The 21,331-nt window shown below is 40.8% G+C and carries 20 protein-coding genes and 1 riboswitch; of the genes, 15 read left to right on the top strand and 5 right to left on the bottom strand.

The features are described from left to right. Positions 1–20: 20 nt before the first annotated feature. Positions 21–1,709, bottom strand: coding sequence for a ribonuclease J (locus ABES03_RS23050; protein WP_430121111.1), 1,689 nt, complete (start codon positions 1,707–1,709; stop codon positions 21–23). Positions 1,710–1,856: 147 nt separating this feature from the next. After that, positions 1,857–1,956: riboswitch (purine riboswitch) on the top strand. A 59-nt stretch (positions 1,957–2,015) separates the two neighbouring features. Here ABES03_RS23050 and add point away from each other — a divergent pair. Then, entirely contained in the window at positions 2,016–3,008 is a 993-nt protein-coding gene (gene add / locus ABES03_RS23045) for an adenosine deaminase (RefSeq protein ID WP_430121095.1), read from the top strand. A gap of 390 nt (positions 3,009–3,398) precedes the next feature. On the opposite strand, the gene ABES03_RS23040 is transcribed toward add, so the two are convergent. Both ABES03_RS23040 and ABES03_RS23035 read right to left on the bottom strand, forming a co-directional pair. Beyond that, entirely contained in the window at positions 3,399–4,844 is a 1,446-nt protein-coding gene (locus ABES03_RS23040) for a DEAD/DEAH box helicase (RefSeq protein WP_430121093.1), read from the bottom strand. A gap of 149 nt (positions 4,845–4,993) precedes the next feature. After that, positions 4,994–5,764: a CPBP family intramembrane glutamic endopeptidase gene (locus ABES03_RS23035; RefSeq protein ID WP_430121091.1), complete on the bottom strand. Its 771-nt coding sequence runs from the start codon at positions 5,762–5,764 to the stop codon at positions 4,994–4,996. Positions 5,765–5,953: 189 nt separating this feature from the next. Between ABES03_RS23035 and ABES03_RS23030 the strand changes: the two genes are divergently transcribed. From ABES03_RS23030 to ABES03_RS23015, 4 genes are all read left to right on the top strand, one after another. Further along, positions 5,954–7,150, top strand: a complete 1,197-nt coding sequence (locus ABES03_RS23030; protein WP_430121089.1) for a sensor histidine kinase — start codon at positions 5,954–5,956, stop codon at positions 7,148–7,150. Next, positions 7,125–7,784, top strand: coding sequence for a response regulator (locus ABES03_RS23025; protein WP_430121087.1), 660 nt, complete (start codon positions 7,125–7,127; stop codon positions 7,782–7,784). Before ABES03_RS23030 ends, ABES03_RS23025 begins: the two co-directional genes overlap by 26 nt. A 185-nt stretch (positions 7,785–7,969) precedes the next feature. Further along, positions 7,970–9,001: a fatty acid desaturase gene (locus tag ABES03_RS23020; RefSeq protein ID WP_430121085.1), complete on the top strand. Its 1,032-nt coding sequence runs from the start codon at positions 7,970–7,972 to the stop codon at positions 8,999–9,001. Between the two features lie 67 nt (positions 9,002–9,068). Further along, positions 9,069–9,587, top strand: coding sequence for a response regulator (locus ABES03_RS23015; RefSeq protein WP_430121083.1), 519 nt, complete (start codon positions 9,069–9,071; stop codon positions 9,585–9,587). 108 nt (positions 9,588–9,695) lie between these two features. On the opposite strand, the gene ABES03_RS23010 is transcribed toward ABES03_RS23015, so the two are convergent. After that, the gene (locus tag ABES03_RS23010; protein WP_413304002.1) at positions 9,696–10,145 is read right to left on the bottom strand and encodes an Lrp/AsnC family transcriptional regulator; all 450 of its coding nucleotides are present in this window, start codon (positions 10,143–10,145) and stop codon (positions 9,696–9,698) included. 284 nt (positions 10,146–10,429) lie between these two features. Between ABES03_RS23010 and ABES03_RS23005 the strand changes: the two genes are divergently transcribed. From ABES03_RS23005 to ABES03_RS22960, 10 genes are all read left to right on the top strand, one after another. Further along, positions 10,430–11,995, top strand: coding sequence for an ABC transporter substrate-binding protein (locus ABES03_RS23005; protein WP_430121080.1), 1,566 nt, complete (start codon positions 10,430–10,432; stop codon positions 11,993–11,995). Positions 11,996–12,082: 87 nt separating this feature from the next. After that, positions 12,083–13,036 carry a nickel ABC transporter permease gene (nikB, locus tag ABES03_RS23000; RefSeq protein WP_413303996.1) on the top strand — a complete coding sequence of 318 codons (954 nt, stop codon included), beginning with the start codon at positions 12,083–12,085 and terminating at the stop codon, positions 13,034–13,036. Between the two features lie 2 nt (positions 13,037–13,038). Next, complete coding sequence (locus tag ABES03_RS22995; RefSeq protein WP_430121079.1) at positions 13,039–13,923, top strand: ABC transporter permease; 885 nt, start codon at positions 13,039–13,041, stop codon at positions 13,921–13,923. Positions 13,924–13,933: 10 nt separating this feature from the next. Further along, complete coding sequence (locus ABES03_RS22990) at positions 13,934–14,590, top strand: DUF1028 domain-containing protein (RefSeq protein WP_430121077.1); 657 nt, start codon at positions 13,934–13,936, stop codon at positions 14,588–14,590. After that, positions 14,587–15,627, top strand: a complete 1,041-nt coding sequence (locus ABES03_RS22985; RefSeq protein ID WP_430121075.1) for an ABC transporter ATP-binding protein — start codon at positions 14,587–14,589, stop codon at positions 15,625–15,627. The genes ABES03_RS22990 and ABES03_RS22985 overlap by 4 nt, the downstream gene beginning before the upstream one ends. Further along, positions 15,584–16,576: an ABC transporter ATP-binding protein gene (locus ABES03_RS22980; RefSeq protein ID WP_430121073.1), complete on the top strand. Its 993-nt coding sequence runs from the start codon at positions 15,584–15,586 to the stop codon at positions 16,574–16,576. Before ABES03_RS22985 ends, ABES03_RS22980 begins: the two co-directional genes overlap by 44 nt. Positions 16,577–16,758: 182 nt before the next feature. Beyond that, positions 16,759–18,369 carry a gamma-glutamyltransferase gene (gene ggt / locus ABES03_RS22975; protein ID WP_430121071.1) on the top strand — a complete coding sequence of 537 codons (1,611 nt, stop codon included), beginning with the start codon at positions 16,759–16,761 and terminating at the stop codon, positions 18,367–18,369. Positions 18,370–18,393: 24 nt separating this feature from the next. Then, complete coding sequence (locus tag ABES03_RS22970; RefSeq protein ID WP_430121109.1) at positions 18,394–18,966, top strand: chromate transporter; 573 nt, start codon at positions 18,394–18,396, stop codon at positions 18,964–18,966. Further along, entirely contained in the window at positions 18,966–19,493 is a 528-nt protein-coding gene (locus ABES03_RS22965; RefSeq protein WP_430121107.1) for a chromate transporter, read from the top strand. Before ABES03_RS22970 ends, ABES03_RS22965 begins: the two co-directional genes overlap by 1 nt. Positions 19,494–19,867: 374 nt before the next feature. Then, the gene (locus ABES03_RS22960) at positions 19,868–20,014 is read left to right on the top strand and encodes a hypothetical protein (protein WP_430121069.1); all 147 of its coding nucleotides are present in this window, start codon (positions 19,868–19,870) and stop codon (positions 20,012–20,014) included. 166 nt (positions 20,015–20,180) lie between these two features. Here ABES03_RS22960 and ABES03_RS22955 read toward each other — a convergent pair whose 3' ends face one another. Further along, positions 20,181–20,933: a class I SAM-dependent methyltransferase gene (locus ABES03_RS22955; protein WP_430121067.1), complete on the bottom strand. Its 753-nt coding sequence runs from the start codon at positions 20,931–20,933 to the stop codon at positions 20,181–20,183. Positions 20,934–21,331: the final 398 nt, after the last annotated feature.

Genomic DNA, 21,331 nt, shown 5'->3' with positions numbered 1-21,331 from the left:
GCCTAACACCCTTTTTTGAATCAAATCTCAATGATGATAGGCAAAATCATCGGTTTTCTCTTGGTTTGTGCGAATAGGTATTGGCCAACGGATTTTTTTATGTTTTGTTTGATGATATTCCATTGGCGGACATTTTCCTCTTGTAGATCATTGACTGTTTTTCGAACCAGCTGGTTCACTTCTTTGATAAGATCCTCGGAATTTTTTACAAATACGAACCCTCTAGTTATCGTATCAGGCCCAGAAATAATTTTTCGCTCGGCCTTACTTAATGTTAAAACAACGACTAGCATTCCATCCTCAGATAGCTGCTTTCGGTCGCGTAATACAATCGCCCCAACATCGCCGACGCTTATCCCATCTACATACGTATCGCCTGATGGCACCTTCCGAGTTTGGCGTGCCGCACCGTTTTCGATATCAACTACATCGCCATTTTTAATAATAAAGGTATTGTTTTTCTCTACTCCAATGGATTCCGCTAACAAGCGATGATGATGCAGCATGCGATATTCACCGTGGATGGGAATGAAATATGTAGGCTGCATTAAGGTGAGCATCAGTTTCAAATCCTCCTGATAGCCATGTCCAGAAACATGCATACCAGTAGTGCTCCCTGATCCATATATTACGTTTGCTCCAAGTTGAAAGAGGTTGTCGATGATTTTGGATACATCCTTTTCATTCCCTGGAATAGGGGAGGCGGCTAAAATCACGGTATCCCCTGGATAAATAGAGACATCCCGGTAGTTTCCACTAGACAGTCGGGAAAGTGCTGCCATTGGTTCTCCTTGACTCCCTGTACAAAGGATGGCCACATTTTCCGGAGCTAATTGATCGACCTCGCGGGGTTCAATCAACATTCCCTCTGGAACCGTTAAATACCCTCGTTCAATAGCGACATCTACTACATTCACCATGCTTCGGCCAAGCAAAGCAAGCTTTCGATTCGTCTTGAGTGCTGCATCAACAACCTGCTGTACGCGGTTCACGTTCGAAGCAAACGTTGAAACAATAATCTTCCCATCCGCCTTCATGAATGCCTCATCCATATGACTGCCTACCATTCGTTCGGATGGAGTGAGTCCAGTACGCTCGGCATTGGTGCTTTCTGAAATGAGAGCCAAGACACCCTGACGGCCGATTTCCGCCATTTTATGAATATCTGCATATTGGTGGTTGGCCGGTGTCAGGTCGAATTTGAAGTCGCCAGTATGTACGACATTTCCCTCTGGTGTATGAAAAACAATTCCTAGACAGTCAGGAATACTGTGGCTTACTTTAAAAAAGGATACCTGGACTTGCCCGAATTCAAGTTTTGAATCAGCATTAACAGGGATGAGCTTTGTATCCCTCATTAATCGATGTTCATCTAACTTTAATTCGATTAACCCTAGTGTGAAATTGGTAGCATAAATAGGTACATTTAATTTTTTTAAAAAGTAAGGAACACCGCCAATATGATCCTCATGGCCATGGGTAACTACTAAAGCACGTATTTTCTCCCTGTTTTCTTCTAAATAAGTAATATCCGGGATGATCAAATCAATTCCTAATAGACTTTCATCAGGAAACTTACCGCCGCAGTCGATAATGACAATATCGTCTGCATATTGCACAACATACATGTTTTTTCCGATTTCATTAATTCCGCCTAATGCGAAAATGGATAGAGTATTCTCTCTTGTCACGTTCAAATCCTCCCACATTTTAACTAATATGAGTAGTATCCCCTCCAAAACTTACTTTATGTTGAAAAGAAGCAGACTTGGGATCGGTTCATAAATTGCGGACTTTCCTCATTTTTACCAGTGAGGAATGCTCTTGACAACATAAAAAATCTTTATTAAGCTTGTCTCAATGAAATAAGAAAAGTTCGTATAACTCCAAAGATATGGTTTGGGGGTCTCTACCAGGAACCAATAATTCCTGATTACGAAGAATGTACATGTATGTGTATTTTCTTCGTAATCAGGAATTTTTTTTTTATAAAAAAATGACGGGGGTCACATCACATGAATTTTACAACCTTACCTAAAATTGAACTACATTGCCATCTTGATGGAAGCCTTAGACCGGAAACAATTATTGATATAGCTAAAAGAGAGGGCATTAGTTTGCCTACGATGGATAGAGACGAGATCCAACAAGAACTCATTGCACCACTAGACTGTGAATCTCTTGATGAGTATTTGAAGCGTTTTGCTCTTCCTAACTTAGTGATGCAGTCACAAGAGAATTTAAAGAGAATTACCTTCGAACTGTTTGAAGATGCTGCAAAAGAAAATGTGAAATATATGGAGGTTCGTTTTGCGCCATTGCTCCACACGGCTCAAGGTTTAACTGTCGAAGAGATCATCCAAAGCGTAATCGAGGGTATCAGAGAAGCAGAGGATCAATTTGATATTTATGGAAATATTATTCTATCTTGTATGCGGACGATGTCAGCTGAAAGTGCTTTTGAGGTTGTGGAAAAAGGGAAGTCATTCCTTGGTAAAGGGGTTGTGGCCATCGACTTATGTGCATCGGAAGAGGAAGGGTTCTGTGGTGACTTTGTAGAGCCGATTGCATTAGCAAGAGAGTACGGCTATAGGGTAACGATCCATGCTGGTGAAACGGGTGTGGGTAAAAATGTACTTGAAGCGGTTGAAATGTTAGGGGCCGAAAGAATTGGTCACGGTGTATTTATTAAAGACTGTGCAGAGGCCTATGATGTGGTAAAGGAAAAACAGGTAGTCCTCGAAATGTGTCCAACAAGTAATGTTCAAACAAAAGCAGTGAACCAATATAGTGAACACCCTATCCATGATTTCCATAAGGATGGAATCAAAGTGACGGTTAATACCGACAACAGGACGGTATCTGATACAACGATGGCGAAGGAATGTACAATTGTCTTTAATGAATTCAACATGAGTGAAGAAGATTATAAGAAAGTATATCTAGACAGTGTGGAGGCAAGTTTTGCAAACGAGGTAACTAAGGCGAAATTAAGGAAATATATTTAATAAGAGATGTCTAATACAAAAAGAGACGATTATGCTTAGCAAAATCGTCTTTTTTGCAAATGGGGGCTAGTTGACATGTGTTATCCGCCAATTGGTTAAGGCTATGCGCCAATTGAGATGTTATCCGCCAATTGGTTGAGGCTATGCGCCAATAGAGATGGCTTATCCGCCAATTGGAAGAGGCTATGCGCCAATTGAAAAGTTATCCGCCAATTGGATGAGCTTATGCGCCAATAGAGATGGCTTATCCGCCAATTGGAAGAGGCTATGCGCCAATTGAAATGTGTTATCCGCCAAATGGGTGAGGCTATGCGCCAATAGAGGGACGCTATCCGATAATTGGAGATAGGCCAAGCACAAGTTGCAGCATCCCATCCTGCCCCCACGCTTTTATTTAATCGCCTTACTCACTCTCAACTTCTTGCCTTTAACAGGTGTATTCTCCATCGCTTGAAGGACAAGTGAACCTTTCCCATTAAGGATATCCACATAAGACATCTGATCATGAATGGTAATAATGCCGATATCATCAGCCGTAACTCCAGGAATTTTGGCAATAGTCCCAACAAAGTCGACAGCGCGAAGCTTCTTCTTTTTGCCGCCATTGAAGTGGAGCTTCGTGATTCCTTGGTTGATTCGAGCGGTCTTATTATTTCTTACCACGCGGCGACCGCTGATTTTTTCCTCAAAAGCCGCTTTTCCTTTAGCAACCTCGCCTTGGCTAGGTGCATCCATTCTCGATATTTCAAAACCAACATACCGTTCAATGGCTCGAAGGAATTTCTCTTCATACGGAGTCACAAATGTAAATGCTTTTCCTTGCTTGCCCGCACGACCTGTTCTTCCTGTGCGATGGACATAGCTTTCTTTTTCCATAGGAACATCGTAGTTGAACACTAGTGAAACATTATCAACATCAATTCCTCGTGCCGCTACATCGGTGGCTACAAGATAACGGAAATTCCCCATCTTAAACCCATCCATTACAGCAAAACGATCTTGCTGATCTAATCCACCGTGGAGTCGTTCACAAGAATAATTAGACTCTTCGAACTCCGCAAATACGGTGTCTACATGTTCTTTCGTGTTGCAAAAAATAATACAGCTGTCTGGATTTTCAACGACCATGACGTCTTTAAGTAGTGAGAGCTTTCCTTCCGCACTTACTTCCATGACACGATGCTCAATCGTATCTGTCGTCATTCCAGTTGACTCAATCTCAATATGAGTAGGATTCTTCATATATTGATGGCAGAGGGCTTCCACATCCTTTGGCAAAGTAGCGGAAAATACCATTGTTACTCTATCTCGCGGTAGTTCCTTGATAATCGCTTCTACCTCATCAATAAAACCCATATTCAGCATTTCATCTGCTTCATCAATAATCAGATACTTTATTTCATCTAGTACAAGGGTTTCTCTGTCGATATGGTCCATGACACGTCCAGGCGTACCAACCACAACATGAGTTTTTTGCTTGAGTTCTTCTCTTTGCTTAGAAAAAGGCTCTTTTCCATAAACGGCGAGTGCCTTAATTCGTTTAAATCTTCCTATATTCGTGATATCATCACGAACTTGAACGGCAAGCTCTCTAGTTGGTGTAAGAATTAAGGCTTGAGGCTTTTTTTCTTCCCAGTCAATCATATCGCAAATGGGGATAGCAAAGGAGGCTGTCTTGCCACTACCAGTCTGTGATTTGACGACAAGGTCCTGGTTTTTCAAAGCCAGCGGGATGACTTCACCCTGTACCTCAGTCGGCTCTTCGTATTTTAAAACAGTTAGTGCACGCTGTATTTCATCACTTAAATTGTAATCCTCAAAACTTCTCTCACTCATGTAGTAACCTCTTTTTTTTGTATTATCCGACTCATATATAGGATTTCTCTCAAAGATATATCATATGCAAAAGCTGAATACGGTTATTATACTTGAAAGACAGAGAAAAACGAACAGTGACTCGCACTGTTCGCCCATTTGAAAACCTATTATTTTGCAGTAAAAGCAACCATTCCAACATTTACACTGCTGTTTTTCTTTTTTAATAAGTAAAGTGCATAAACAAGAAAGAGCAGGTTTAACAGAGCAAATATGGATAACCATCCAAGTGAAAAGTTAGTACTGTGAACGCCGTATTCACCAGTCGCCGCATACTCAACAGCATCTAAAACAAAGTGAAAACCGATAGCAGGTAGTAGGCTTTTGCTTTGTAAACGAATAGCGGTTAGCGCCATGCCAGCGATGAATGTCCAGGCAAACTGGAAGAGAGCAAAGATTACATCACCACCGACAATAATGTTACTAAGGTGTACCGTGCCAAAAAGAAGGGACGGAACGATAATCGCCACAGCTTTACCGAAGGGTAACATCGCGCGTAATAATATACCTCTAAAAAGAATTTCTTCGTTAACAGCTACCCCTATAGCAGCAATCATTAATAAAGGAACATGCCCCCATGTGGAGTGAAAACCTAAATGAAGTGCCAAAGTGAACGGTATCACAAGAGCTGGTAACCATACGTAATAATCCTTGGCGGTTGCTTTAATTAAACCGATTTCCTTATCAACCTTTACCCACTTCACCGCTAAAAAAGCACAGACCGCATATAATAGCATAACTAACCAACCTAAATCCTTCTGAACAGTAAGTGCTGGATTAAATACTTGAATTCCCTTAACTGTTAGCATCCCAAGAATTCCTCTTCCAAACATAACTACTAAAAATAGTACTAAACCCTGACGATATAAAAAATTTTTCATTAATAACTCTCCTCTGTTTTCATTTGTATCTTCATTATGAAACAGAAGAGGTCATGGCCAATAGTGTGCTTTGTCATAACATCATCATGTGCAGTCATATGACGAATGTGACTTTTGAAAAAAGGTAAAAAGGAAGTATATGTTGAATTAGTTAAACGATTCATTTTCGAAAGCATGAAGGAGAGCTGAATGGTTCCATTCCAAAATGAAACCCACTGGGTTTATAAAATTGCGCAACTCACCAGAATTGGTTGGTTTATTTTACATTTATTGATTTTAGTTTTGTTCTTAAATCCTCTTCCCTTAGCGTGGCTCAACATGACATTGCTTTTTGCTGCCTTTCTTATTCCTCAATGGACGAACAGCTCAGGGAGAAAAAACTATCCGTTACTAGAACTAATCTTTAGCGGCTTATTTTTAATTGTAGGATGTTACTTATTAGGCAAGTATTCCTCTTTTTTAGCTATTCCTTCACTATGTGCTGGAATTTATAGTCGGCCTGGCAAAGAGAGATGGCTGCTATGGGCAGGTTTTTCCATTGTTCCTTTTCTTGCCATTCTAGCAGTAGGCTTAGATCAGATAGGGATGGGCGTAATTGATGGCCTCTTTTTTTTTGGTGTCGGCATTGCCATTTCGAAGGTTCTTGAAGCGGAGAAAATGACAAAAGTTCTGCTAGAAGAAAATAGTAGGCAAAATCAGCTCTTAGAGGAATATGCCAAACAGATTGAAAGCATTACCTTATTGGAAGAACGGAATCGGCTTGCAAGGGATTTGCATGATACAGTTGGACACACTTTTACATCCGTCATTATGGGGCTTGATGCAGTATCTTTCCTGATGGATGCATCTCCACAAAAAGCAAAGGAACAAGTGGTCAGGCTTAGAGACGTGATGAGGAGGTCGCTAGAGGAAACAAGAAGGTATATTCATCAGATTTCCCCTCGTGACGATAGAGAGGATTTGTCCTCCCAATTGAGGAAGATAGCCAGTGAATTTGCTTCACACACAAAAACGGAAATTATTTATAAAAGTAACGGTACACCAGTAAATATTTCTTTCCAAGGTGCCATTGCACTAACCCGTTGCCTTCAAGAAGCATTAACAAATGCTGTCCGTCATGGGCAAGCGAACAGAATTGTTGTCACTCTTAAACAGGAAGGAACTCAAGTCTTATTATTGATTAGTGATAATGGGATAGGGATAAAAGAGGAGAAATTTGGATTTGGCCTTAACGGAATGAAAGAACGTCTTGAATCCCTCCAAGGCAGTTTGACCATAGAGACGGGTTTTCAGGAAGGAACCGTTGTTACTTGTTTTTTACCTGTAAGAGTTGATCGAATGAGAGGGGAGAACTTACAAGATGATAAAAGTATTGATTGTGGATGACCAGGAACTCATCCGTGAAAGCCTTTCAATTGTATTAGGAGGGGAAGCGGATTTTGATATTGTTGGTGTAGCAGAACATGGACTTATGGCTCTAGAGCAGTCAAAAACACTTTCACCTGATCTGATTCTGATGGACATTCATATGCCTCTAATGGACGGAGTGGAGGCAACACGGCAAATTAAAAGTCAGTTTCCATCAATAAAGGTGATTATTTTAACCACTTTTCAGGAATTAGAATACGTTAGAGAAGCTTTAGCTACAGGAGCAGAAGGTTATTTACTTAAAGCCATCCATCCAAGAGACCTTGCAGCAGGAATCAGACTTGTTCATCATGGTGGCACTCTCATAACACAAGAGATTGCCAAACAGCTGATTGCAGACTGGATTACGCCTTCGGAACGATTGAAAACGGAAAAAGGTAAAAAAGGTAGCTATGGCCTTACTGAAAGAGAAATCGAGGTGCTTGAGGAGCTGTCAAAGGGAGCTGCTAATCGTGAAATCGCTCGAAAACTATTCTTAACAGAAGGAACCGTAAAAAACTATATCTCAAACATTTATTCGAAATTAGAAGTCACTGGACGACATAAGGCTGTCTTTAAGGCGAGAGAAGAAGGAATTATTCACCCAAAATAAATAATAAAAAAAAGTGACTGACACCAAAAGGGAAAATTAATTGGTATCAGTCACTTTTTTCATTATTTTCACCTTGTATATGACATTTATCATGGTCTGCACATGACACCTGATACTAACATGACTAACAATATTGCACTATACTTTGTAATAACAACACAATTAAAGGAAGGGAATTCAAAAAAATGACCTTACAAGATACTAAAAATTTGCGAAAACAAGTGGCTCCATTCGAAAAATCAACAACAAAAGAAAGTATATGGCAAATTATTAACACAGTAGGCCCGTTTATGATTTTATGGTATTTGGCTTATATTAGTCTTTCTGTTTCTTATTGGCTGGCATTAGTTCCTATGATTATTGCTGCAGGGTTTCTCACAAGGATTTTCATCATTTTCCATGATTGTACCCATCATTCTTTCTTTAAAAGCCGTCGTGCCAACCGTATTGTTGGGACTTGTATGGGTGTTTTAACTATTTTCCCTTTTGATCAATGGGGGCATGAGCATTCAGTGCATCACGCGACAAGTGGTAACTTAGATAAACGAGGTACAGGCGATATATGGACACTTACGGTGGATGAATATTTAGCAGCACCGCTAAGCCTTCGATTAGCCTATCGTTTTTATCGTAATCCATTGGTTATGTTTGGTTTAGGTCCGATTTACGTTTTCGTTTTAAAAAATAGATTTAACCGAAAAGGTGCGAAAAAGAAGGAACGCAACAATACGTATTTAACGAATATTTTAATCGTTGCCTTGTTTGCATTACTTTGCTGGGCAATTGGCTGGCAGTCGTTTCTTTTAGTACAGGGTTCCATATTCATGATTTCAGGTGCAGCAGGGATTTGGTTGTTTTACGTACAGCACACTTTTGAAGATTCTTATTTTGAAGAAGATAAGAATTGGGAATATGTAAAAGCAGCAGTCGAAGGTAGTTCTTTCTATAAACTTCCAAAAATCATGCAATTTCTGACTGGTAATATTGGTTATCACCATGTACACCATCTAAGCCCAAGGGTTCCAAACTATAAGCTTGAAGAGGCACACAATAACACAGCTCCATTACAAAACGTACCTACGATTTCTCTTGCTACAAGCTTAAAGTCACTCCGATTCCGCTTGTGGGATGAGAAAAATAAGAATTTTGTCAGCTTCAAAGAAGTGAAAGCAGTAGCGAAAAAACGTATTTCTGTTCAGGCAAAACCCGAATTATAACAGGAAGCCCCCTCATTGGGGGTTTTCGCTTAAAATTCAACCAGCTGCCAGATAAGGAGAGAACCGAATGATTCGAATTGTCATCGCAGAGGATCAGGAAATGCTGTTAGCAGCCATGGGTTCCCTGCTTAATTTGGAAGAGGATATGGAAGTGGTTGGGCAAGCCCGCGACGGGGAAGAGGCGCTTACGCTTGTTCGCCAATTGCAGCCTGATGTTTGTTTGATGGATATAGAGATGCCAAAAATGAGCGGTCTGGATGCAGCGGAGGCTATGAAGTCGATTGGATGCAAGGTCATCATGTTAACCACTTTTGCAAGGAATGGGTATCAGGCGCGAGCGTTAACGGCTGATGTCAGAGGATATTTGTTGAAGGACAGCCCGAGCGAAGAGTTAGCATGCTCGATTCGTTGCATAATGAGCGGGAAGAGAGTGTATTCTCCAGAACTTACGGACCCCGATTCGAAAATGGATGTAATATCACGGTTGGAGGATGGCACTTTTACAAATCCTCCGAGTGACAAAATAGGGCTGGTCAGAAAATACTTTTCCTCTATTTTAGATAAAATGAAACAGCCAACTGGATAAAAATATTAAAAGGCATGGACATTTGGTTCATGTCTTTTTCTATGTGTGCAGTCAAAGGGCTGAAAGAACGAGGTCAGCCCGACAGCTAATGCCTCTGAGTGAGATATTTTAAAGCTTTAGTCCAGTCCTACTCTTAAACCTACGCAATAAGATGTGGCTCGCCACTCTTGTTATTCCTTCTAAACTATATAATTCCTCATTAATAAATTTCTCTAATCGTAAAAAGTCCTCAACAAGCACGTGCATATGTAAGGTGCTCGGTCCAGTCATTTGGTAGCAGCTTGCAACGCTAGGGTTATTGGCTAGTGTTTCGGCCACGCTGACTAGTGAGGCTGGTTCACAATCCACCTCGAAGAAAGCAGAAACAGCTTTTCCCACTTTATCAGAATTGATGACCACAGTGAACTTTTCAATAATGCCGTTCTCTGTTAATTGGTTTACCCTCTCACGAATCGATACTCTAGATAAATTTAACTCTTTTCCGATATCTACATAGGACATTCTGCCGTTTTCGGCAAGCAATTCGAGTATTCTGCGATCGATTTCATCGATTTTCATACGTCGTCCCCCTACATTCCCTAAGCATTTGTAAATTTATATTAACGTACAAGCCTAGTTTTAATCAAATGGATATTGAAAAAGTAGATGGAAAAATTATACTAGAAAAAATTTTAAATATTTTCGGAATATTATATAGATTTTTAAAAATTACTGTATTATAATAAAGCAAAATTACAAAAAGTAATAAAAAATAACGAAACGCTTTCATTAAGTAGTCAATAAGTAATCTTTTTTTACTTAAAGATAGATGTTTCGTTATGCGAAAGGGGAAAAAGAGAAAGATGGCTAACAAGACAAAAGTTTTCGCAGCATTATTTATGAGTCTGTTGTTGCTTCTAACGGGATGTGGAAATAATAATTCTTCCGGTTCAGGCGCAAAGGATTCTCAAAAGGCAAGCGCACCAGTAAAGGATAGTGGGGATAAGACCACATTAACAGTTGGTCTAGATGATGACCCTCCGCAATTAGATCCACATTTTTCAACAGCAGCTGTTGATAGACAAGTATTCCATAGTATCTATGACAAACTGATCGACGTAGATGAAAAGTTAAACTTTGTTCCACAGCTTGCGAAAAAGTGGGATATCTCTGAAGATGGAAAAACGTATACGTTCTACCTACAAGAAAACGTAAAGTTTCATGATGGAACACCATTTAACGCTGAAGCAGTAAAATTCAATTTCGAACGCATGTTAAATCCGAATGCTGGGTCGCCACGTGCATCTGAATTATCTTCTATCCAAACAATTGAAGTGGTTGATGAAAATACACTTAAAGTACAGCTGAAAGAACCATACAGCCCGTTCTTGGCAGCATTATCTGACCGTGCTGGGATGATGGTTTCTCCTACGGCGGTAAAAGAAAAAGGAGCGGACTTCGCTAATTCTCCTGTAGGAACAGGGCCATTCAAATTTGTTTCCAGAGTGAAGCAGGATAAGATTGAAGTGGAAAAAAATGCTGATTACTGGGGCGGAGCGCCTAAGTTTGAAAAAATCGTTTATCGTCCATATTCAGATGAAAACGTACGTCTAACCAACCTGACATCAGGAGAACTAGATATCATCAGTAAGGTTCCTCCAAAGGATGTTGAAAAGTTAAAAACGGATTCTAACATCAAGCTTTCCGAGGTTGGGGCACTTGGATTCCAAGGATTATATTTGAATCACAAAAAAGCACCATTTAATAACAAAGCACTTCGTCAGGCTTTAGATCTAGTTATCGATCGTGATGCGATTATCAAAGTTGCGCTTCGTAATACAGGAGTCCCTTCTGCAGGAGCCATTCCTCCAGATTCATGGGCGTTTGATAAGAGCATTAAACCAACAAAGAAAAATGTGGAAAAGGCAAAGAAAATCATGGCTGATGCCGGTTTCCCTAACGGATTTGAATTTACACTTCAGCTTTCTCCTAAACCAGTGGAAGAACAAATGTCGCAAATGATTCAATCGATGGCAGCGGAAGCTGGAATCAAGGTGAAGCTTGAAATCGTCGAGTTTGGAACCATGCTGGATAACATGGACAACTCCAAGTTTGATGCGGTTCGTTTAGGATGGAGCGGAAGAACAGACCCAGATGGAAATATCTTTGCACTCTACCATTCTACTGGCTCTATTAACTACGGATATTCTAATCCGAAGATGGACGAGTTGTTACAGAAAGCCCGTGTAGAAACAGACAAAGCTAAGCGTAAAGAAATTTATTCTGAAGCTACTAAACTAGGACAAGAAGAAGTACCATACATCTTCCTCTATCACGAACTAGATTTCAAAGCATATAAAAACAATTTACAAGGCTTTAAGCACATCCCGGATCAAATGATGCGCTTCCATGACGTTTCGTTTAAATAATCAATAGGCTTGACTCGGCTTGGGGGAAAATCTCCAAGCCGATCATATTTCATCATAGCTGAACGCCTTAGAAAGGGAGGGACATACGTGGCAAAGTTTTTAATTCGAAGATTAGGTCTTATGGTAGTCATTCTTTTTTTAGTAAGTATTATCGTTTTTTCCTTAGTGCATGTAACACCGGGTGACCCGGCAAGGATGATTTTAGGGCAAGAGGCAACCGAGGAAGCTCTTCAGGCTTTACGTGAGAAAATGGGATTGAATGACCCTCTCTATATGCAATATATCCATTGGGTGTCAAACGTACTTCAAGGAGACCTTGGAAACTCCTTAAAAGATAATACACCGGTTCTAAGTGTCTTGCTTCAAAAACTGCCGGTAACTATTCAGCTTTCTGTTATGTCCTTTTTAATTGCCATGATTATTGCGATTCCAGCTGGTATTATCTCAGCAACGAGAAAGGGAAGTTTCTGGGATTACTTTGGTACGACTTTTGCATTGTCTGGTGTATCTATTCCGCCATTTTTCTTAGGTATTTTACTAATCTTTATCTTTTCAATTTCACTGGGCTGGTTCGCACCTTCTGGATATGTGGAACCATGGGTTGATTTTAAAAAGAGTATGATGTTAATGATTTTACCAGCGCTTGCGGTAGGTGTTCGCTTAAGTGCTGAAATTACAAGAATGCTTCGTTCAAGTATGCTTGAAGTTCTGCAGGCTGACTATATTCGTACGGCCTATGCAAAAGGAGTATTAGAAAAAGGAGTTGTCCTTGGACATGCCTTAAAAAATGCGTTAATTCCTGTTGTAACGGTAAGTGGATTACAATTGGCTACTTTCTTAGGTGGAGCAGTTATAACGGAAACCATCTTTGCTGTTCCAGGACTAGGGCGTCTAGTAATTGATGCAATTTTAACAAGAGATTTTCCTGTAGTACAAGGAGCCGTCTTATTCATGGCTATTGCTGTTGTAGTCGTGAACTTCTTGATTGACATCCTATATTCCGTCCTAGATCCAAGAATTAAGCTGACAGGAGGACAATGACGATGGAAGCTAAGTTGGAACAACTAGTAAAAGTTGAAAGTCCAAGAAAACGTAGATTGAAAGAAATGAGTTCTCGTTTTTTTCAAAATAAATTAGCAGTTATTGGCGGAGTGTTTACTCTTCTTCTCATCTTGATGGCTGTGTTTGCCCCGATTGTTGCACCGCACAGCCCAAGTGAGCAGGATTATGCGAAATTCCTCCAAAGTCCAAGTGCAGCCAATATCATGGGCACGGATGAACTGGGACGCGATATTTTCAGCCGAATTATCTATGGAGCACGAGTTTCCATCCAAGCTGGTATTATCTCTGTTGGTATAGCTCTTTTAATTGGAATTCCTATTGGATTATTTTCAGGTTATTACAGAGGAGTCCTTGATGAATTTGTAGTCATGCGTTTCACAGACGCGCTGCTTTCATTCCCACCTCTAGTATTAGCCCTATCACTTGCAGCTGTACTTGGTGCGGGATTACAAAATGCGATGATTGCAATTGGAATTATTTTTACACCTAACTTTATCCGTCTTGTAAGGGGAGAAGTTTTGAGTCAAAGGGAAAGAGAATATGTCACTGCGGCTAAAGCATCAGGTATTAGCGATGTGAAAATCATGTTCCGCCACATCTTTCCAAACTGCTTACCACCGATTCTTGTTCAAGCGACTTTATCCATTGCTGCAGCTATCATTTCGGAAGCATCCCTAAGCTACTTAGGATTAGGTACGCAACCTCCAACACCAAGCTGGGGTGCGATGTTATCGATGGGACAAGGGTATCTGAAAGATGCTCCGTGGATTTCATTGTTCCCAGGATTATTTATTTTCTTAACGGTGCTTTCAATCAACTTATTTGGTGATGGATTACGTGATGCACTCGATCCTAAGCTGAAGTGAGGGGAATAAAATGACATTTTCGATTACAGCAAGGTGCCAGAAAACAGGTATGTTAGGTGTTGCTGTTTCAACAGCAAGACCTGCTGTCGGATCCTTAGTACCCTATGTGAAAGCAGGGGTCGGTGCGATTGCCACTCAAGCATTAGTCAATCCGTTTTATGGGATAGATGGCATCAAGTTTTTAGCTGAAGGGCTATCGGTTGATGAGATTTTAGAGCAATTGGTAGCTGCTGACTCTGATTGTGAAAGAAGGCAATTCGCCATTGTTGATAGGTTTGGGAATGCAACAGGATTTACAGGTAAAGAAACGGTTCCGTGGCAGGGTCATTTAATTGGTAACCAGTTTGTTGTAGCAGGGAATATGTTAACAGGTCCTGAAACCATCGAAGCTATGTTTGAGACTTTTCAAGCGTTAGAGAATGTTAGTTTACCAGAACGACTTTTAGCGGTATTAGCGAGTGGACAAGAGGCGGGCGGTGACAAACGGGGAAGGCAGTCCGCTGCACTTTATGTGGTACATGAGGAAGAATATCCACTTGTTGACATCCGTGTAGACGAACACGAGGAACCTGTTAAGGAACTAATTAGAGTGTATGAAAAGTGCCAGGAAAATCTTTTCCCATACACTGTTAATCTATTAAAAAGGAAGGAGGGGTCTAGATCATGACGCAAACATTATTAGAAGTAAAGGATTTAAAAGTCAGCTTTGTCGGCAAGAAGAAAACAACGAATATTGTTGCTGGGTTATCGTTTACAGTTGAAAAGGGAAAAACCCTGTGTATTGTCGGAGAATCAGGTTGTGGGAAAAGTATGACCTCCCTTTCTGTTATGGGATTGCTGCCTAAAACAGGAGAAATTGAAGGAGAAATCCTGTTAAAGGGTGAAAACTTAGCTGGTAAATCAATGAAGCAAATGAGTAAAATTCGCGGCAACCAGGTCTCAATGATTTTCCAGGAACCAATGACCTCGCTTAATCCTGTCCAGACAGTTGGTAAACAAATTGCTGAAACGATCATTCTTCACCAGAATTTAAATAAGAAAGAAGCTCGTCTGAAGGCGATAGAAATGCTAAAGCTTGTTGGCATTCCATCACCTGAAAAACGGGTCGATGCCTACCCGCATGAATTGAGCGGAGGGATGAGACAGCGTGTGATGATTGCGATCGCGTTAAGCTGCAATCCGGAACTTCTTATTGCAGACGAACCAACCACTGCATTGGATGTAACGATTCAAGCTCAAATATTGGATTTAATGAAGAATTTGCAAAAAGACTTGGATATGGGAATTATTATGATTACTCATGACTTAGCTGTTGTCTCTGAAATGGCTGATACGGTCCTTGTTATGTACGCAGGAAAAGCCGTTGAATACGGAAGTAGGAATTCGGTCTTTAACAATCCACTTCACCCATACACTCAGGGTTTAATGAAGTGCATACCGGATGTCGATACAGAAGATGATGTGGAAGAGCTTTTTGTGATAAAAGGATCTGTCCCATCGCCGGATGCTATGCCTAAAGGATGTAGATTTGTTGATCGATGTCCATATGCACAAGAGATTTGCAGGAATCATGTTCCAAATATTACATCAATAGAGTCACAGCATGCTGTAAGCTGCTGGAAATATACAGATAAATGGAATGAAAAGGAAGGTGAGCTTAATGAGTCTTCAATTAGAGAAATCGCAGCAACAAAATCTTCTTGAGGTTCAAAATTTAACCAAACACTTTCCTGTTGGTGATCAAGGGTTCTTTTCTAAAGAAAAACAGGTTGTCAAAGCATTAGATGGAATTAGCTTTTCTTTAAAAAAAGGAGAAACGTTGGGGATCGTTGGAGAATCAGGCTGTGGCAAATCCACTATGGGGCGTGCTATTCTCAGACTCCATGAGCCAAGTTCTGGAACGATTATATATGAAGGAAAAGATATTACTCGGGTAAAAATGAAGGAAATGAGAGATAACCGTAAGGATCTGCAAATCGTTTTTCAGGATCCGTATGGCTCGCTAAATCCACGGATGACAGTAGGAACTATGCTTTCTGAAATTGTGGAGACACATAAGATTGTTCCTAAAAAAGATGTATACGATTATGTTTGCAATTTATTAGTAGAAGTCGGGTTAAACGAGCAATATTACCATCGTTTCCCACATGAATTCTCTGGAGGTCAGCGTCAACGGGTCAGTATTGCCCGTGCGTTATGTACCAATCCAAAGTTAATCGTTTGTGATGAAGCGGTATCTGCGCTTGATGTATCGGTACAATCACAAATCCTAAATCTATTACAGCGATTAAAAAAGGAACACCAATTAACCTACTTATTTATTTCCCATGATTTAAGTGTAGTCAAGCATGTCAGCGACCGGGTAGCAGTGATGTACTTGGGGAAAATGGTGGAGCTTGCTGATAAAAAGGAACTGTATGACAACCCGCTTCATCCGTATACAAGAGCCTTGCTATCTGCAATCCCTTCTACAAATGAAGAGAAGAAAAGGGAAAGAGTTATATTAACTGGGGATGTGCCAAGTCCAATTAATGTTCCAAGCGGTTGTCGGTTTCATACAAGATGTCCCTTAGCAACGGATAAATGCCGGGTGGAAGAACCAGCATTTAGTGAAGTAAGTGAGAATCATTATGTTGCTTGCCATTACGCCTAAATTCGCAAGAGAAAGAGGCTGATCCCTTAATTATGAGGTCGCCTCTTTTTAATTGAACGATTCCTTTTGTTATTTTTTTTGAAATGAATATTCCGTTTGTAAGTTTAATAGGATAAAATGATTAACAAAGGAAAGTTGAAGAACGATAATCAAGAAATGTATGTATAAGGGGAGAACGATTCATGAACTTTGATTACTTGAATTATCCATATTCATCACAAAGAATGACGACCATTGCAAAAAATGGCATGGTGGCTACATCTCAGCCTTTAGCGGCACAAGCTGGTTTAGATATATTAAAAAAGGGCGGGAATGCTATTGATGCCGCGATTGCAACAGCTGCTTGTTTAACCGTAGTCGAACCAACCTCCAATGGGATCGGTGGAGATGCCTTTGCGCTAGTATGGACAAAAGGCGAACTGCATGGTCTTAACTCGAGCGGACCCTCTCCACAAAGTATCTCAATTGATGCGGTAAAGGAAATAGGGCATGAAAAGATGCCAACCTTTGGCCTCGTTCCCGTTACAGTTCCTGGTGTACCTGCAGCATGGGCGGAATTATCCCGTCGTTTCGGTAAGCTTCCGTTAACGGAAGTACTACAGCCGGCCATTGAGTATGCGGAAAATGGCTATCCACTAAGCCCAATTTTAGGGAAGTACTGGAATAGTGCATTTAATAGATTCAAAGATTTATTCACTGGCGATGAATATAAAGGTTGGTTTGAAACCTTTGCTCCAGATGGAAAGGCTCCTCAAACAGGGGAAATCTGGAGCTCCAAAGGTCATGCCAGCACATTGCGAAAGATTGCGGAAACCAATGCGGAAAGCTTTTATCGCGGAGAATTGGCCAATCAAATCGATGAGTTTTCGAAGCAGCACGGCGGATTCCTTTCCAAAGAGGATTTAGCTGCATACAAGCCTGAGTGGGTACAGCCGATTAAGGTGAATTACAGAGGCTATGATGTGTGGGAGATTCCGCCGAATGGCCAGGGAATCGTTGCTTTAATGGCTCTTAACATGCTGAAGGGCTTTGATTTGAAGGAAAAGGAATCAGTGGAGACGTATCATAAACAGATTGAAGCGATGAAGCTAGCTTTTGCTGATGCCAAAAAATATGTAACAGACCCAGAAAAAATGTCCGTTACGGCTGAACAGTTATTGTCTGAAGAATTTGCTGAAGCAAGAAGAAGCTTAATTGGGGGTGTTGCTCTTACTCCAGAGCCTGGTACACCTCCTAAAGGTGGTACTGTTTACTTGGCAACGGCAGATGGCGAGGGTAATATGGTATCTTTCATTCAAAGTAACTATATGGGGTTTGGTTCTGGAATTGTTATCCCTGGAACAGGAATCGCATTGCAAAACCGAGGTGCTGATTTCTCTTTAGATCCATCCCATGAGAATCGTTTGGAGCCTGGAAAAAGGACGTACCATACGATTATCCCTGGATTTTTAACAAAGGATAATGAAGCCGTTGGACCGTTTGGAGTGATGGGTGGGTATATGCAGCCTCAAGGCCATGCTCAAGTCATCATGAACACTATTGACTTCCATCTAAATCCGCAAGCAGCCTTAGATTCGCCAAGATGGCAATGGATGGAGGGAAGGAAAGTTCAAGTTGAACATTCATTCCCAACTCATATTGCCGCGGCCCTAGCGAGAAAAGGTCATGATATTGAAGTAGCCTTAGATGGTGGAGGATTCGGAAGAGGACAAATCATTTGGAGAGACCCAAGTACCGGTGTGCTTTCAGGCGGAACAGAATCAAGAACGGATGGAACCATTGCTGCCTGGTAAATTAATAAAAGGTGTTGATAAATGATGAAACAGATGGATATATCTATCGCTTTTTTCCGTTCCGGAATATTAGGGTATGGAGGGGGACCATCATCGATTCCGCTTGTTCATAAAGAGGTAGTTGGAACATACAAATGGATGACTGATGATGAATTTGCAGATGTTTTGGCGTTAGCAAATACCCTTCCCGGCCCTATTAACACAAAAATGGCAGGGTATATCGGCTATCGAGTGGGCGGGTATGTAGGTATGCTGAATGCCATTTTCTCCTCCATTGTTCCTACTATTATATTAATGATTGTCCTGCTAACTTCATTGGCGTCGGTCAAGGATCTGCCGTGGGTAGCAGGCATGACTAAAGCAGTTGTCCCTGTCGTAGGTGTAATGATGGCCACCTTAACCTGGGATTTTTATAAGAAATCGTATCAAACGCTTGGCCATATTAGTGCAGGTGTAACGGTTGTGGGGAGTTTACTATTATTAGAGGTTTTCCATGTGCATCCTGCCATTTTAATCGTGGCCATATTAATATTTGCCCTAGTGAAGCGTGATAAGACTACTAAGGTTGAAAAAGATAGTGAAAGGGAGGTGGGATGATGCTTTATTGGCATATCTTTCTTGCCTTTTTCATACCAGGAATTGTTGGTTATGGAGGCGGACCTGCTTCTATTCCACTAGTTGAAAATGAAGTCGTCGACCATTACGGCTGGATGACGGTATCGGAGTTTAGTGAAGTGTTAGCCTTAGGAAATTCACTGCCAGGTCCAATTGCGACAAAAATGGCAGGCTACATTGGATACGAGCAGGGGGGTGTTCTAGGTTCGATCGTTGGGATTTTTGCGACTGTTGCCCCTTCGCTTCTATTAATGATCGTTCTTTTAGGGCTTCTTTACAAATATAAAGATTCTCCTAAGGTGAAGCGGATGACCAATTATATCCGACCTACTATTGCCGTAATGCTTGGTGTGATGGCATTTAGCTTCTTTTCAACTTCTTACTCGGATTCAGGTGTGCTTCAAACGGTGATTCTGGTAGGGGTAAGCTTTTTCCTCCTTGAAAAATTAAAGGTACACCCAGCTTACGTGATTATGGGGTCTTTACTCTACGGCGGGTTCTTTCTATAGAATAAAAAAACTCAAGCTGCATGGAAGCTTGAGTTTTTTGTTGTAGTGGGATTCACCTTGCAAAAGGAGCCCGGGGAGCTTCAAAGTGCCCGTCCGGGGGTAAAAGAGGTGAGCATGGGAATTGTGAAGAGATTACAGTGCCAGTCCAAGGGTAAAAGAGGTGAGCATAGGAACTGTGGAGAGGTTACAGTGCCCGTCCAAGGGTAAAAGAGGTGAGCATGGGAATTGTGAAGGGGTTACAGTGCCCGTTCAAGGGTAAAAGGGGTGAGTGTGGGAATTGAGAAGAGGTTACAGTGCCCGTCCGGGGGTAAAAGAGGTGAGCATGGGAATTGAGAAGAGGTTACAGTGCCAGTCCAAGGGTAAAAGAGGTGAGCATGGGAATTGAGAAGAGGTTACAGTGCCCGTTCAAGGGTAAAAGAGGTGAGTGTGGGAATTATGAAGAGGTTCAAAGTGCCCGTCCGGGGGTAAAAGAGGTGAGCATGGGAATTGAAAAGGGTTCACAGTGCCCGGCAAAGAGATAATGAGTTAAGTACGGGAACTGTGAAGATTTCACAGTTCCCGTTAGGAAGTAAGAGGATTTTATGGTCGTTGTGAGAGGTTCAAAGTCCCATAAGAGAATTAAAGAGTTTATCTTGGAATTCGATATTATTCTGTTGGTAACAGTGTTGGGTTTGTGAGTGAGTCAATTTAGTTGTTACGGAACAAATATAAACCAAATCCTAATGTATCCCGGCCCCATTTCAAATAAGTTCTGCGCCAATTTCGGATACGCTCAAGCATGGCATCCTTATCTGGGTCATCAGGATTTTCAAGACAATAATTTTCAATAGAAGAGGAATAAAGCCACTCATAGTCGTCCCAATCATCTTCATTGGCCACATATGACCACAGAGGAATGAAGCCCATCTCTTCGGCGAACAGGATATTATCGGCATGACTTTTTAATTCAGATTCTTCTGCGCCTCCCAATGCCTCTAAGTATTCCTTGCTAGGTGTATTCTTCCAATAGCCCTCTCCGATTAAAATGAAACCATCTTTTTTAATGAGGCGTTTCATCGTTTTAAGAGTAGGTTCAAGCCCACCTAAAGCGTGAGTGGATCCAATACAAATTCCTAAATCAAATTCACCTGCTTCGTATCTATGCATAGCCAAGCTAGCATCACCTATCACAAAATTAATGCTGCCTTCAGGAATACGGCTCCTTGCACTAAGTTTTGCTTCCTCAATAGCACCCTCATACAATTCGATTGCGGTTGCGGTAATTTGAAAGTCTTCAACTAGACGAATCAGTAGTTCTGATTTCCCAGCACCGATATCAATAACATTTTTGTTTGATTCAGGTGACATCATTCGAATCATTTTCATGAGCTTTGTTTCGTTAATTGGGTTACTGAACGCGTGATTGCAATGTGCGATAGCGGAAAATCTATTTCTATCCATATATTTTTTCCCCCCATGAGAATTGGTTTTTATTAATTATTTTCATTATATCTTTCATTTTAATATTCTCCATTTAATTCGAGTTCTGATTTATATTCTTATTTGGTATGGAAAAATCCTTTTTTTATAAATGGAGAAAGATGTTGACATGATGATAATATGATAGTAGTATAGTAATTCCTGACGGAGAACATCATTAATTCAATTGTTTTTCTAAAGGGTGAAAAATAAAGTGTTGACGAGATTGATTTTATAGTATAATATTAATCTCTGTTGCTACGAAATAGTAACTTAGCAAGAAAAAGAAGGTAAAAAAGTTATTGACTTTTGGTTGGTGGCTTGGTATGATAGTAAAGTCGCTTTTGGGCGATTGAGAATTTGTTCTTTGAAAACTAAAC

It is taken from the genome of Neobacillus rhizosphaerae (assembly GCF_050477885.1).
Lineage (GTDB): Bacteria > Bacillota > Bacilli > Bacillales > Cytobacillaceae > Neobacillus > Neobacillus rhizosphaerae_A.
This window is presented reverse-complemented; position numbering and strand designations above follow the sequence as displayed.

What these genes read in the sequence shown, in the direction of transcription:
- ABES03_RS23050 (WP_430121111.1), bottom strand. Translation starts at nt 1,709, where the DNA reads ATGTGGGAGGATTTGAACGTGACAAGAGAGAATACTCTATCCATTTTC.
- add (WP_430121095.1), top strand. Translation starts at nt 2,016, where the DNA reads ATGAATTTTACAACCTTACCTAAAATTGAACTACATTGCCATCTTGAT.
- ABES03_RS23040 (WP_430121093.1), bottom strand. Translation starts at nt 4,844, where the DNA reads ATGAGTGAGAGAAGTTTTGAGGATTACAATTTAAGTGATGAAATACAG.
- ABES03_RS23035 (WP_430121091.1), bottom strand. Translation starts at nt 5,764, where the DNA reads ATGAAAAATTTTTTATATCGTCAGGGTTTAGTACTATTTTTAGTAGTT.
- ABES03_RS23030 (WP_430121089.1), top strand. Translation starts at nt 5,954, where the DNA reads ATGGTTCCATTCCAAAATGAAACCCACTGGGTTTATAAAATTGCGCAA.
- ABES03_RS23025 (WP_430121087.1), top strand. Translation starts at nt 7,125, where the DNA reads ATGATAAAAGTATTGATTGTGGATGACCAGGAACTCATCCGTGAAAGC.
- ABES03_RS23020 (WP_430121085.1), top strand. Translation starts at nt 7,970, where the DNA reads ATGACCTTACAAGATACTAAAAATTTGCGAAAACAAGTGGCTCCATTC.
- ABES03_RS23015 (WP_430121083.1), top strand. Translation starts at nt 9,069, where the DNA reads ATGATTCGAATTGTCATCGCAGAGGATCAGGAAATGCTGTTAGCAGCC.
- ABES03_RS23010 (WP_413304002.1), bottom strand. Translation starts at nt 10,145, where the DNA reads ATGAAAATCGATGAAATCGATCGCAGAATACTCGAATTGCTTGCCGAA.
- ABES03_RS23005 (WP_430121080.1), top strand. Translation starts at nt 10,430, where the DNA reads ATGGCTAACAAGACAAAAGTTTTCGCAGCATTATTTATGAGTCTGTTG.
- ABES03_RS22995 (WP_430121079.1), top strand. Translation starts at nt 13,039, where the DNA reads ATGGAAGCTAAGTTGGAACAACTAGTAAAAGTTGAAAGTCCAAGAAAA.
- ABES03_RS22990 (WP_430121077.1), top strand. Translation starts at nt 13,934, where the DNA reads ATGACATTTTCGATTACAGCAAGGTGCCAGAAAACAGGTATGTTAGGT.
- ABES03_RS22985 (WP_430121075.1), top strand. Translation starts at nt 14,587, where the DNA reads ATGACGCAAACATTATTAGAAGTAAAGGATTTAAAAGTCAGCTTTGTC.
- ABES03_RS22980 (WP_430121073.1), top strand. Translation starts at nt 15,584, where the DNA reads ATGAGTCTTCAATTAGAGAAATCGCAGCAACAAAATCTTCTTGAGGTT.
- ggt (WP_430121071.1), top strand. Translation starts at nt 16,759, where the DNA reads ATGAACTTTGATTACTTGAATTATCCATATTCATCACAAAGAATGACG.
- ABES03_RS22970 (WP_430121109.1), top strand. Translation starts at nt 18,394, where the DNA reads ATGAAACAGATGGATATATCTATCGCTTTTTTCCGTTCCGGAATATTA.
- ABES03_RS22965 (WP_430121107.1), top strand. Translation starts at nt 18,966, where the DNA reads ATGCTTTATTGGCATATCTTTCTTGCCTTTTTCATACCAGGAATTGTT.
- ABES03_RS22960 (WP_430121069.1), top strand. Translation starts at nt 19,868, where the DNA reads ATGGGAATTGAGAAGAGGTTACAGTGCCCGTTCAAGGGTAAAAGAGGT.
- ABES03_RS22955 (WP_430121067.1), bottom strand. Translation starts at nt 20,933, where the DNA reads ATGGATAGAAATAGATTTTCCGCTATCGCACATTGCAATCACGCGTTC.